The sequence below is a fragment of the Candidatus Woesearchaeota archaeon genome, from assembly GCA_018303425.1.
In the GTDB taxonomy this organism is placed as follows: Archaea; Nanobdellota; Nanobdellia; order Woesearchaeales; family JAGVYF01; genus JAGVYF01.
The window spans coordinates 19,923-30,868 of record JAGVYF010000009.1; the positions used below are offsets into that span (position 1 = coordinate 19,923).

The 10,946-nt window shown below is 32.0% G+C and carries 17 protein-coding genes and 1 tRNA gene; 4 read left to right on the forward strand and 14 right to left on the reverse strand.

Annotated features, from left to right (window positions below; genetic code table 11):
- Positions 1-84: 84 nt before the first annotated feature.
- From J4418_02100 to J4418_02110, 3 genes are read right to left on the reverse strand one after another with little or no spacing between them, the layout of a single operon-like run.
- Positions 85-498: an HIT family protein gene (locus J4418_02100; protein ID MBS3112849.1), complete on the reverse strand. Its 414-nt coding sequence runs from the start codon at positions 496-498 to the stop codon at positions 85-87.
- Between the two features lie 33 nt (positions 499-531).
- Positions 532-957 carry a hypothetical protein gene (locus tag J4418_02105; GenBank protein MBS3112850.1) on the reverse strand — a complete coding sequence of 142 codons (426 nt, stop codon included), beginning with the start codon at positions 955-957 and terminating at the stop codon, positions 532-534.
- 22 nt (positions 958-979) lie between these two features.
- Positions 980-1,591, reverse strand: a complete 612-nt coding sequence (locus J4418_02110; protein MBS3112851.1) for an HAD-IA family hydrolase — start codon at positions 1,589-1,591, stop codon at positions 980-982.
- 232 nt (positions 1,592-1,823) lie between these two features.
- Between J4418_02110 and J4418_02115 the strand changes: the two genes are divergently transcribed.
- The gene (locus J4418_02115; protein MBS3112852.1) at positions 1,824-2,288 is read left to right on the forward strand and encodes a DUF504 domain-containing protein; all 465 of its coding nucleotides are present in this window, start codon (positions 1,824-1,826) and stop codon (positions 2,286-2,288) included.
- 1 nt (position 2,289) lies between these two features.
- Complete coding sequence (locus tag J4418_02120) at positions 2,290-2,523, forward strand: hypothetical protein (GenBank protein ID MBS3112853.1); 234 nt, start codon at positions 2,290-2,292, stop codon at positions 2,521-2,523.
- Between the two features lie 7 nt (positions 2,524-2,530).
- On the opposite strand, the gene J4418_02125 is transcribed toward J4418_02120, so the two are convergent.
- The 10 genes from J4418_02125 to J4418_02170 all read right to left on the reverse strand — a co-directional run bounded on the left by J4418_02125 (position 2,531) and on the right by J4418_02170 (position 8,808).
- Positions 2,531-2,735, reverse strand: a tRNA-Ala gene (locus J4418_02125).
- 154 nt (positions 2,736-2,889) lie between these two features.
- Entirely contained in the window at positions 2,890-3,282 is a 393-nt protein-coding gene (locus tag J4418_02130; protein MBS3112854.1) for a hypothetical protein, read from the reverse strand.
- 213 nt (positions 3,283-3,495) lie between these two features.
- Positions 3,496-4,344, reverse strand: coding sequence for a hypothetical protein (locus J4418_02135; protein MBS3112855.1), 849 nt, complete (start codon positions 4,342-4,344; stop codon positions 3,496-3,498).
- Positions 4,345-4,402: 58 nt separating this feature from the next.
- Positions 4,403-4,633: a hypothetical protein gene (locus J4418_02140; GenBank protein MBS3112856.1), complete on the reverse strand. Its 231-nt coding sequence runs from the start codon at positions 4,631-4,633 to the stop codon at positions 4,403-4,405.
- A 91-nt stretch (positions 4,634-4,724) separates the two neighbouring features.
- A complete protein-coding gene (locus J4418_02145; GenBank protein ID MBS3112857.1) occupies positions 4,725-6,884 on the reverse strand; it encodes an elongation factor EF-2 in 2,160 nt (719 codons plus the stop codon).
- Positions 6,885-6,961: 77 nt separating this feature from the next.
- A complete protein-coding gene (locus J4418_02150; GenBank protein ID MBS3112858.1) occupies positions 6,962-7,450 on the reverse strand; it encodes a nucleoside-diphosphate kinase in 489 nt (162 codons plus the stop codon).
- A 174-nt stretch (positions 7,451-7,624) separates the two neighbouring features.
- The gene (locus J4418_02155; GenBank protein MBS3112859.1) at positions 7,625-7,810 is read right to left on the reverse strand and encodes a TRASH domain-containing protein; all 186 of its coding nucleotides are present in this window, start codon (positions 7,808-7,810) and stop codon (positions 7,625-7,627) included.
- A gap of 1 nt (position 7,811) precedes the next feature.
- Complete coding sequence (locus J4418_02160; GenBank protein ID MBS3112860.1) at positions 7,812-8,078, reverse strand: 30S ribosomal protein S28e; 267 nt, start codon at positions 8,076-8,078, stop codon at positions 7,812-7,814.
- A gap of 7 nt (positions 8,079-8,085) precedes the next feature.
- Positions 8,086-8,433 carry a ribosomal L7Ae/L30e/S12e/Gadd45 family protein gene (locus tag J4418_02165; protein ID MBS3112861.1) on the reverse strand — a complete coding sequence of 116 codons (348 nt, stop codon included), beginning with the start codon at positions 8,431-8,433 and terminating at the stop codon, positions 8,086-8,088.
- 171 nt (positions 8,434-8,604) lie between these two features.
- Positions 8,605-8,808, reverse strand: coding sequence for a hypothetical protein (locus J4418_02170; GenBank protein ID MBS3112862.1), 204 nt, complete (start codon positions 8,806-8,808; stop codon positions 8,605-8,607).
- A gap of 115 nt (positions 8,809-8,923) precedes the next feature.
- Between J4418_02170 and J4418_02175 the strand changes: the two genes are divergently transcribed.
- The gene (locus tag J4418_02175; GenBank protein MBS3112863.1) at positions 8,924-9,277 is read left to right on the forward strand and encodes a cupredoxin domain-containing protein; all 354 of its coding nucleotides are present in this window, start codon (positions 8,924-8,926) and stop codon (positions 9,275-9,277) included.
- Between the two features lie 53 nt (positions 9,278-9,330).
- Here J4418_02175 and J4418_02180 read toward each other — a convergent pair whose 3' ends face one another.
- Positions 9,331-9,945 carry a hypothetical protein gene (locus J4418_02180; protein ID MBS3112864.1) on the reverse strand — a complete coding sequence of 205 codons (615 nt, stop codon included), beginning with the start codon at positions 9,943-9,945 and terminating at the stop codon, positions 9,331-9,333.
- Between the two features lie 117 nt (positions 9,946-10,062).
- Between J4418_02180 and J4418_02185 the strand changes: the two genes are divergently transcribed.
- Positions 10,063-10,839, forward strand: a complete 777-nt coding sequence (locus J4418_02185; protein MBS3112865.1) for a site-specific DNA-methyltransferase — start codon at positions 10,063-10,065, stop codon at positions 10,837-10,839.
- Positions 10,840-10,946: the final 107 nt, after the last annotated feature.

The following is a 10,946-nucleotide window of genomic DNA, read 5'->3' on the forward strand; positions in this document are numbered from 1 at the left end:
ACTATTCTAATTCATATTTTAATAAAATAAAATTGCACTCGGAGCAGAGAATCAGAGTATTCAACCAATGAATAAATAAAATAGTTATCCTAAAGATTTCTGAATGGCTTTTCTATATTCTTCTTTCTGTTTATCACTTTCATACTTATGTGATTTCCAGCTAAACACATGACCGTCACCTATATGTCTGGGTATGATATGAAAATGTAAATGGGGTACTAATTGCCCAGCCGATGCATAATTATTCACAATAACATTAACACCGCCTTCTTTGGTAACTATCAAAGATTTTGCAACCTTTTTAGCCACCAAAACAATTTTTTTCAATAAATCATCAGGAACATCAAGCATAGTTTCATAGTGTTTTTTAGGGATTACCAAAGTATGCCCCGGATTAACTGGAGAAATATCTAAAAACCCTAAGATTTCTTTATCCTCATAAACTTTATCGCATGATACACTGCCTTTAATTATTTTACAGAATATACAATCATTCATTTTTATCACCGCCTAATAAGAATAAATAATAGTTTAATTTTTTTGCAAAAGTATAATTTCAATCTCTCTTTCAGTTTTTTGAACTGCTCTAAATAATTCAATAATGTGGCTTCTGTCACCAGCCTCCGGAAACTGATTTTTTGCCAAATAATCCAAATACATATAAATCATCTTGTCTGCTTGTCTTAAATCTTCAAATGGAGATTGACCTGCTTTAGCCTTTGTTTTTGCCCTATTTAAAACAACTGGCAAATTATCTATGCGCAATTCATGATTAATTTTACCATACTCATTTCTAATTGCTTCTTCTTGGCTCTCTCCTTGCTTCCCTTTAAACGAAGATTTAACATCCGAAGTCGACCCTTTTAATATAGCAAGCGCCATAGCCACGCCCAAAGCAATTCTTTTTAATTTGCGATTATCATTTTTACTGAAAAAATCTTTTAGTTTTTCAAACATATTAAAGAGATAAATAAATAAACTATTTAAACTTTTCTAATATTCCTTTAATATCAAACAAATCTTTAATTTTATAATCTCCTCCATCTTTCCGATTTTTTAGGATTATGGAGATAACACCGGCCCTTTTCGCAGCCAAAGAATCAAATGATGTGTCCCCGATATATACTGCTTCAGAAGGTTTAAAAGTAAAATATTTCAACACTTTCTTGATGCCTTCCGGGGAAGGTTTTGGCTTTTTAATATGTTCAACTGTCAATATTAAATCAAAATTATCTCTTAAGCCAAGATACTCCAAAATTTCATAAGTTTCACCTGCTCTATTAGTGACAATTGCCAACTTATATTTTTTCTTTAAAATTTTTAATAATTTGTTTAAATGTTTTGTTGCTTTAAATTCATTCAACGTTTTTTTAAATAATCTTTTCATAAAAAATAAAGACCTGATAATACCAACATCATATAAATATTTGTTATAAAATTCCCTGCTTGTCATAGTATAAGCATCTTTCTCATCCCCCCTACTAAGCTCAGGTTTCCCAAAATGTTTTAACATCTGATTAGCAAAATCAATATTATGTTTGGTAGAATTAACAATTACACCATCAAAATCAAAAATAACTATTTTTATCATATCCTATTTATATAAAAATAGATATATAAAGTTTATGTAAAATCAGTTTTGTCCGGAGTCGTTCCATTGTCGATTAGCATGCTCACTTTTAATTAGATAAGTAAAAGAATTCTTGCAGAGGTTAAGTGTATTTTTTAATACTAATATACAAACAATGAACTTTCCGGACAGCGCCACAAATCAAATATATTTAAATATAAGTAAACAATAATATTAAAGAAAAAAGGTAAATATGTATAAATTTTTAACATTAAAAATTAGTGAGCATGATAAACATTATGTTCAAGCATTAATAGTATTGACAGGAGCAATCTTTTTTTGGAGGGGTATTTGGGACGTTGGTTACTTAATTCCTTATCTAGAAAATCCATTTGTATCAATGTTTATAGGATTAACAATATTGACCTTATCTGGAGCAATTTTTACAGAGTTCGACCCATTTTCAAGTAAAATGCACCATACATTAGAATTACTTAACAATTTATTGAGTTATAAACATTTAAAAAATAAAAAATATACCATTAACTATTTTGATGAATACAAAAAACAAATGATAAGTATTCCTCATCACAACATAAGCAAACTAGAACACCAGACACTTGTAATTAGAAAAAAGGATAAAGAAGAATTTATACCTGTTCACCGAATTCGAGAAATTAGAGAAGGAGATAAAATTATCTGGAAAAAAGGAAACTAAATTGAAAACAAAAATAATTAAATGGATGATAGGGACATTTGCTTCAATATTAATTATTTTAGGGGGGTTATTTTTTATTCCCATGTATCTTTTTCTGCAGTTTGATAAAACAAAATTTTTTTTATTAATCGGTATAAGCATGATAATCTTAGGCGGGGTTATTATTATTGCGATTAAATTTTATAATATGACAAAACATACTGAAACAAAACACCATCACCGCAGAAGAAAATAGTTTAAAATGGACTGGCCGAGATTTTCGTAGCGTTTAATATCTCCGAAATGGAAACTGAAGCAGAATTTAGATCCGCCTCATTTTTCCCCGGCTTTCTTAAAGCGCTAGTCGAACTCGGATCACCCGATTTCTGGATTGAAAAGCACGGATTTGAAAAAGTCCTAACTTTTTTATATGCCAACCGAGTATTCTAACCACTAAACTACCAGCCCATTGACAAGAATAATAAATATGTAATATAAAAAGATTTAGAAATTAAATTGTTTTTTGAATACTTTCTGCAACAATCTCACACAAATTATTTATCCTATTTTTTTATAAGTAGATGATAGTTATCATAATCTTAATTAAAAAAACAGTATTATATCAAATTTGCTTGCTTAAATTCCTAACCCACATTAAGCCTATCCGTGTCATATTTTTATTAAATTTATCAGATAGCTTGTAAACTTTTCGGTAAATATCATAATCAACCAACCCCATCCCGCGCATGGGTGTAAGGATTCTGTCATAGAACTGGCGTTTATTATAACTTAATTTAACTTTCTTGCCTTTATACGGACCAGAAATAAGTGTGCATTCATAAACACCGTCATGCAACTGTGTAGCAAGTACAGACATTTCAGTCTTATTAACTTCCCCGCCTTTAGATTTTAACAAGTTAAATAATTCCCTGCCTACTATTCCTTGTTGATCAGTAGCAAAAATCAAATCAAAAATATCTTCCGGCATATTAGACTGGTCAAATAATATTACCATACGATAGTAATAAATGTACAGAATATATAAAAGTTATGTTTTCGTATACTGATTATTCTAAACCATAATTATGTTACAGTAGTAATTATGTTAGGTAGTAATAAATTCTGTAATTACTATAGCTTTGTTCTCTGATAATTTTGTACCAATACTCTCTATGCTATTTTGTTAAACTGCTAATTTGCGCACACATGATAAGATTAATCTTATCATTTACCTTTCAACGCCTTTGATATAAAATTTACCTATTGATGAACCCATGCGTTTTTGTAAGAAAATTGGAAGCTTAAATTCATTTTTTGAGTAATAAACTGTAAGCCGTTGTTCTTGTTCTTTGCCAAGCACAATTTTTACATGATAAAAATCATCAAATCTGCCCATATCTGTTTTAACTGGCGTAATTTCATTTGATCTGTAAATAATTATAGGGTAACGATTGCCTTCAATGCTATTGCCTGCACCAAATCCGTTATAAACTGAACCTTCTTCCTGTGAAAAAGGTAATTTTTCTAGATTTAAATATCTGATAAATTGTATTACAGATAATTCATCTAATAATATATTCTCAATACCTGTATTTACGGCTTCCGATGCATTTGAAGAATTTTTTGAAAAACTATATTTTTTCGTTACAAATTTAATGCCTTCTTCTGAAAAATTTATCTTGTCGGGGGATATGCTAACCTCAGATATCTGCGAAAAACTAAGCTTTCCAACCAAAGCATGATTGCCTTCTCCTTCAAGTTTGAATAATCCAATTATTGAGTCTTTAGCATTAAAAGATAAGTCTGTAGAAAGCGTTGCTATGCCATAAGCTCTGTAATTAATCAAAAAGAATGATTTTGATATAACTGCCCTATAATTAATCTTCGACTCTCTAAAAAAAGGATATTCTATCTCAAAATTTGATTTTGTTTGCCGTGCTTTTGATTCATTTAAAAGTTGTTCTAATCCTTTATTGTCTTCCAATCCTTTATTCTCTAATTCAGAATTAGCTCCCATAGAACTCGCCATTAAACTGCTAGCAAATAATCCTTTTAATAATGATTTTGCGATTTTCACAAATGAGTAATAATTATGCTACCATTATATAGTTTGTGGTAGCTAATTTAAACATAAATCAAACTCTGTCCCTTTTACTTTTTAACTTACGCTCATTTATTACTCTTGGGGCGTTTGGTTTTCTAAATCTCATGAATGATTCAAGCCTTGCTTCACTTTCTTTAATCTCTTTCATCTCATCCATAGTTGGATCTGGTGTTGTAAAAGTGGAACCGCCTTTATCTTTTCTAAACTTTTTATACCTTTCACGTTTTACACTTACTTTTTTTGGTTTACTTTTTTTGCCCATGTTTTTCACCTTTTGTTAAACATCATGAATAAGCGCCCAAACTTTTAATTTTAGACATCTGTAAAAATAATAATTTTGCCTATTAAAAAGTTTACTGATTTTCAGCAAGACCTTTTCTTGACCTAATTTGAATAATTACTTTTTGTTGAAGTTCAAATGGTATTCTTTCAAACATTTGATCAACTAATGATGAAACTCCTCTTCCCCCTGTGCCAGACCTTAAATTATTAGTCCATCCAAAAAGTTCAGCTACCGGCATCTTTGCCTTTGCTTCAACCTCAGTACCTTTTTGCTGCATATCAATCAACTGGCCTCTCCTGTTTGAAACTAACTTTGAAATTTCCCCCATGAACTCGACTGGCGCTTCAATCTGCAGCACCTGTAGAGGTTCTAAAAGAATAGATCCCCCTAAATGGAAAGCTTCTCTAATACCTTCACGAACTGCAGGATAAACTTGTGCAGGACCTCTGTGAATTGCATCTTCATGAAGTTTCATATCATGAAGCTTGATTAAAATTTTCATACATGGTTCACGCGCAATCGGTCCCTTACGCATAACATCCTCAAACATATCAAGCACCATTTCAATTACTTCACCAAGATGCACCTGGCCCCTGGTAAGTTCAATGAACATATTACCCTCATAAACATCTTTAACCCTGTCTGCTTCTTTAGAATCAATGCCTAATCCAATTAATTTATCCCTTAAAACAAAATCTTTCTTTTTTATTCTTCCTTCGGGAATATTGCCCGCTTTAATGGCATTAACTATATCATCTGATAATGGCTCAACTGTAAAATAAAACTTATTGTGTTTATTAGGAGATTTACCTTCCGCTATGGGAGATAATTTTGTGCAAGATTCTCTATAAACAACAATCGGAGGCGATGTTTTTACTTCTACGCCTTTCTCAGTTTTAATTCTGTTTTCAATTACTTCAAGGTGCAATTCACCCATTCCGTGCATTAAATGCTGGCCTGTTTCTTCGTTAATTTCAATAAAAATAGTTGGATCTTCTTTTGCTACTTGTCTTAATACCTTAATTAACTTGTCAAGGTCAGAAGGTTTGCTAACTTCAATCGCTTTTGTAACTACCGGGTCGAAAATGTGCGATAATTTTTCAAATGGTTCTGATGGGTTTAATGTAATAGTGTCCCCGGGAAAAGCTTTCAAACCGGCTGCTCCAATAATATTGCCTGCAACAGCTTTCTCGATAATCTCCCTCTTTGCGCCATTTCTGATGAATAATTGTTGAATCCGGTTAGTTTGTTTTGCAGTGTTCAAGTATACCATCATGCCTTTCTCTAAAGTTCCTGAAAAAACTCTGCCCGTGCTAATTTCTCCGGCCTGCGGATCAACCTCTACTTTTGTAACAACAAAAAATGGGGGACCATTAGGATCACATTTCATTAATGATTGACCATCTGCTGATTCTAAATCACCATGCCATAATTTAGGAATTCGGTATTTTTGCGCAGTAGTTGGACTTGGAAGATGTTTAATAACCATATTAAGAATAACTTCGTGAATAGGGGCTTTTTTTGCCAAAGCTTTCCAATCCCCTTCATTGCCGGTCTTATACGCATCAATAATCTCTTTAAAAGAAATTCCTTTTTTCTTCATATATAGAATAGATAAACCCCAATTATGGAATGCGGACCCAAACGCAACGCTCCCATCTTGAACAGAAACGCGCCACTTTAAACCTTCTTCAGCCCCTGCAATTTTTACAATAAATTCATTAACAGAGTTAATTATGCTAATAAACCTTTCCTGCATTGCTTCAGGAGTGAGTTGCAATTCTTTGATAAGCCTATCAACCTTATTTATAAAAAGCACTGGCTTAACTTTTTCTTTCAATGCTTGTCTTAAAACTGTTTCAGTCTGCGGCATAATCCCTTCAACTGCGCATGACAGAACAATTGCACCATCAACCGCTCTCATTGCCCTTGTCACGTCTCCGCCAAAATCAACATGACCGGGCGTATCGATTAAATTGATTAAATATTCTTTGCCGTCCATTTCATGAACCATAGATACAGATGCGGCATCAATTGTAATTCCTCTTTCCTTTTCATCTGCGTGGAAATCTAACTGGCAAGCTTTTCCGGCTAATTCTTCCGACATCATCCCTGCGCCAGCTAATAAGTTATCTGAAAATGTTGTTTTACCATGATCAATATGGGCGCAGATAGCAATATTCCTAATATATTCTGATTTTGTCATCAACCTTGTCACTTTTTCTACCATTTTTTCTGCCATTTTTTGTTCAGTCCTCCTGAATATAAAATCTGCACCCGCTAAGGTACTTATATTTTGTTATAATCCTAAAATAGGTGTACATCATGTACAGTCTTATAATCGTAAAGTTCTTGATTTGTGAACCATAACGATACTTCTCTTTGCGCATCTGCTTCATCAGCGGATGCATGAATAAGATTTTTTACACCAATATCGTTCTTATCGGCAATTGCATAACTTTGATGTGAATAATCTCCTCTTATTGTGCCTGGCAATGCTTGTCTTGGTTCAGTTGAACCTATCATTTTCCTGACACTTTCAATTGCATTAGCTCCCTCTAAAACCATTGCTACGATTGGTCCGAAGATCATTGCTTTTAAATTATTATTAAATATTTTTTCGCCATGTCTATCTTTAACATCTGCGTAATGCTGCGCAAATTGATTTTCATTAGGTTTAACCAGTTTCATCCCGACTATTTTAAAACCTGCTTTTTCAAATCGTGTGATAATCTCTCCGCAAAATTGCCTCTGCACACAATCCGGTTTTAATAAAATTAATGTTCTTTGAATCATTTTGTTTTTTTAGCATTTTGTATTAAATGTTAATGCAACATCAACGTTGATGCAGTACACGTCCATCCAATAAATACAGCTAAAGGCCGTACTTGAATTATAAATAGCAATTTTCACTGAAAAATGCTAATTTTAATATTTTGTTTTTGATTAAATTAATAAAAATAAAAAAATTTATTTCTTGAGGGTACGTTTAATCAGATGATTTGACCATTTTGTTGCATTCGGTTTTCGACCTAATTTAATTAGGTTTTTCTCGCATTTTTTAGAACAAAAATAGAAAATTTTCGCATCTTTCTTAACATACATCTTACCAGTGCCCGGTGTAATTTCTTGTCCGCAGAATGTACACTTAACCATTTTACTTGTTACCTCTTCCTCTTTTACCAACTGGCCTAGCTTCAAATTCTGTTTCTCTAAGCATAAGAGTGTCCCCTATACGCACCGGACCGCGAACATTGCGCCTCATTACTTTACCCTGATCTCTGCCTTCAAGAATCTTAACTCTAACTAATGTAACTTCTCCTCTTACGCCGCCTCTGCTGATAATTTCCTGCACTTCGCTGGCAACCCCTCTAGAAAATGATACACCGCTAGATTTTGTTTCTTGTTGATTTTCTTCAGCCATAATAAGTTTACTCCTTCATTGATATCAATTCAGCGATTAATTTTTTTGCATCGCCTTCACCAATCACTGCAACTGCAGTTGTAGCTACATGTAAACCTGCTGCCGCGCCCAACTCTTCCTTGCTTGCCACTACAAAACAAGGAATACCTTTCTCTTCTGCAAGAACCGGAATATGCATTATAATTTCAGGCGGATTTACATCTTTAGCAATAGCAACTAATTTAGCTTCGCCTCTTTCAAGTGCTTTAGTAACTTCGTTTGTGCCTTTTTTGATTTTGCCGCCGGTAGCTTTGGCTGTTTCAATAGCCCCAAATACCTGATCAGCAACTTCTTTACTTGCTTCAATTTTTGCCATTTTTATTTAGTCCTCCTATCATTGGATTTTTGAATTATGAGAGAATGTAATTTGTCTCCCTTATCCACCAGTTTAGGTTTCATCAAAGTTCATTGATATAAAACTAGAATGAATGATTGATTTATAAAAGTATCGGTTCTTAAGTGGCTAATGACTAGTTTATTACCTCACTTATTTAGGGGTCTCATACTTGCTAATGCCATATATTTTCTGACAATCCATACAATATAAACCATCCTCATACATAGGAAGTCCATCCGCATCAATTAACCCTTCCGACCAGTCTTTATCATAATTTGTTGTTGTAAATGCCACTTGATGTCTCTTAGGGCAATACCATTTTTCCAATTTTTCAATTTTTTTGTCGATTGTCATTTTAAAATTTAGAATTGTCTGGACTATATATAGATTATTATAATTAACTCTTATGATTTTAGATTAGCTCCGGATAATAATAAGTTTTAAATAAAGAATACTAATTTTATTGTGCATGAAAAAGATTATACTATTATTGATTTTAATTTTATTCGCCGGTTGTTCAACTTCTGAAGTTGTCAAGGATAATGAATTAGCAAAACAAATTATTATGCCAACTGCTACAGTTGAAATTCAGAAAAGAGAATTTGTTCCTTCTGTATTAGAAGTCTCAGTGGGTACAAAGGTTACATGGATTAACAAGGATTCATTTGGACACACAGTTAATTTTAGGAGTGCGACTGGTTTTACTCAGAATAATGGAATAGTCCCCATTGGTAAAAGTTATAGTGTTGTTTTCAATAAAGCGGGTTCATTTGAATATATTGACGCAGCACTGGCTTTTGTAGGGGTTATTATCGTCACTTAATATTACTAAAAAAAGATTAAACTCTATTCTCTAACCATTCATTCAATCTTTGCTTACTTCAAATACCAAAGAGGCACTAAATCTTCTTGATATTTTTTATGTTTTTTATTTTCTTTATCAGTATATTGAATTTTTGGAGGTTGACCGTTGCAAACACTCATACACATATTATCAATTTCTTTTGGGCTATCAATAAATTCTCGGATCCATCCTTGAAAGAATAAGGTTTTAGGTTCGAATTTACTTTCTTTATTATAATTATAATCTTGTTCAATAAGAAATAATTGTGCTAAATTTGAAATGATCTGTAAAGAATTTAAATAATGATTAAATTTTTCAGTTTTTAAAAGTTTAATCTCTTCATTTGGGTCTGCACCATAATATATATTATCAAAAATGGTAAGTAACTCTCTCTTTAGTTGAGTTTTAGAACGAGTCCTAAGATTTAAATCGATCATTAACCTTAAATGATTAGGTCTAAACTCTCTTTGTTCTTCTTTTAACCATATCTGAAAATTTTTATTAACATCATAAACGTTTTTTAGTTTTTTATTCAATTTCGACGGCCTATAAACATAAATTTCTACTCCTTCACTATCTTTACAAAGAAATACTTTCTCATCAAAACGCAATTTTTTTATTATTTCGAACATATCATTATATTTCATTATAAAATCTAAATAATTGTTACCTATATAAAAATTGCTAAAAACCTTTGATCATTAAACAAATACTCTTGTTCTAGAATGGCAAATAATATAAAGCAGTAAATTCCCTAAAATTATATGCTTAAAGAGTTATATTATGAAAGTGATGGATTAAAACTTCTTAAAGGAAATTGCCTTAATCTTCTCAAAAAAATTAATAAAGAATCAGTCACAACTATATTTGCTGACCCCCCATATAATTTATCTAATGATGGCATATCATGTCAAAATGGTAAAATGGTTTCTGTTAATAAAGGGACATGGGATAAATCTAAAGGATTTAACGAAGATTATCAATTCACATATGATTGGCTAAAACTTTGTAAAGAAGTTTTAGAACCAAATGGTACTATATGGGTATCTGGTACGCCACATAATATCTATCAAGTGGGTTTTGCTTTACAATCTTTGGGATTTAATATTCTTAATGAAATATCTTGGTATAAACCAAACGCCCCCCCTAATTTAAGTTGTAGATATTTTGCACACGCACATGAAACAATTCTTTGGGCTAAAAAAGATAAAAAAGCTAAACATAAATTTAATTATAAAGAAATGAAAGAATGGAATGATAAGATTACTCCTTCAGGAAAACAGATGAGAAGTTTATGGTGGATACCATTCACTCCTAAATCTGAAAAAACTTATGGTGTTCATCCAACACAAAAACCTATTGAATTATTAAAAAGAATTATTGCTTCTTCATCTGACAGGGGTAATTTAATTTTGGATCCATTTAATGGTTCAGGTACTACAGGGGTAGTTGCTAAAATTTTGGGTAGGCGGTATATTGGCATTGATATGGAAGATAAATATCTTAATATTACTAAAAAAAGATTAAACTCTATTCTCTAACTATTCATTCAACCCCTGCCTGCCTTAATATATACTTCCGAGTAGATAATCGGCCATTAATAGCCATATCATTTTGCCTTATTCTTTCATTAATAAGTTCAGGCGTA

What these genes read in the sequence shown, in the direction of transcription:
- J4418_02100 (MBS3112849.1), bottom strand. Translation starts at nt 498, where the DNA reads ATGAATGATTGTATATTCTGTAAAATAATTAAAGGCAGTGTATCATGC.
- J4418_02105 (MBS3112850.1), bottom strand. Translation starts at nt 957, where the DNA reads ATGTTTGAAAAACTAAAAGATTTTTTCAGTAAAAATGATAATCGCAAA.
- J4418_02110 (MBS3112851.1), bottom strand. Translation starts at nt 1,591, where the DNA reads ATGATAAAAATAGTTATTTTTGATTTTGATGGTGTAATTGTTAATTCT.
- J4418_02115 (MBS3112852.1), top strand. Translation starts at nt 1,824, where the DNA reads ATGTATAAATTTTTAACATTAAAAATTAGTGAGCATGATAAACATTAT.
- J4418_02130 (MBS3112854.1), bottom strand. Translation starts at nt 3,282, where the DNA reads ATGGTAATATTATTTGACCAGTCTAATATGCCGGAAGATATTTTTGAT.
- J4418_02140 (MBS3112856.1), bottom strand. Translation starts at nt 4,633, where the DNA reads ATGGGCAAAAAAAGTAAACCAAAAAAAGTAAGTGTAAAACGTGAAAGG.
- J4418_02145 (MBS3112857.1), bottom strand. Translation starts at nt 6,884, where the DNA reads ATGGTAGAAAAAGTGACAAGGTTGATGACAAAATCAGAATATATTAGG.
- J4418_02150 (MBS3112858.1), bottom strand. Translation starts at nt 7,450, where the DNA reads ATGATTCAAAGAACATTAATTTTATTAAAACCGGATTGTGTGCAGAGG.
- J4418_02155 (MBS3112859.1), bottom strand. Translation starts at nt 7,810, where the DNA reads ATGGTTAAGTGTACATTCTGCGGACAAGAAATTACACCGGGCACTGGT.
- J4418_02160 (MBS3112860.1), bottom strand. Translation starts at nt 8,078, where the DNA reads ATGGCTGAAGAAAATCAACAAGAAACAAAATCTAGCGGTGTATCATTT.
- J4418_02165 (MBS3112861.1), bottom strand. Translation starts at nt 8,433, where the DNA reads ATGGCAAAAATTGAAGCAAGTAAAGAAGTTGCTGATCAGGTATTTGGG.
- J4418_02170 (MBS3112862.1), bottom strand. Translation starts at nt 8,808, where the DNA reads ATGACAATCGACAAAAAAATTGAAAAATTGGAAAAATGGTATTGCCCT.
- J4418_02175 (MBS3112863.1), top strand. Translation starts at nt 8,924, where the DNA reads ATGAAAAAGATTATACTATTATTGATTTTAATTTTATTCGCCGGTTGT.
- J4418_02180 (MBS3112864.1), bottom strand. Translation starts at nt 9,945, where the DNA reads ATGAAATATAATGATATGTTCGAAATAATAAAAAAATTGCGTTTTGAT.
- J4418_02185 (MBS3112865.1), top strand. Translation starts at nt 10,063, where the DNA reads ATGCTTAAAGAGTTATATTATGAAAGTGATGGATTAAAACTTCTTAAA.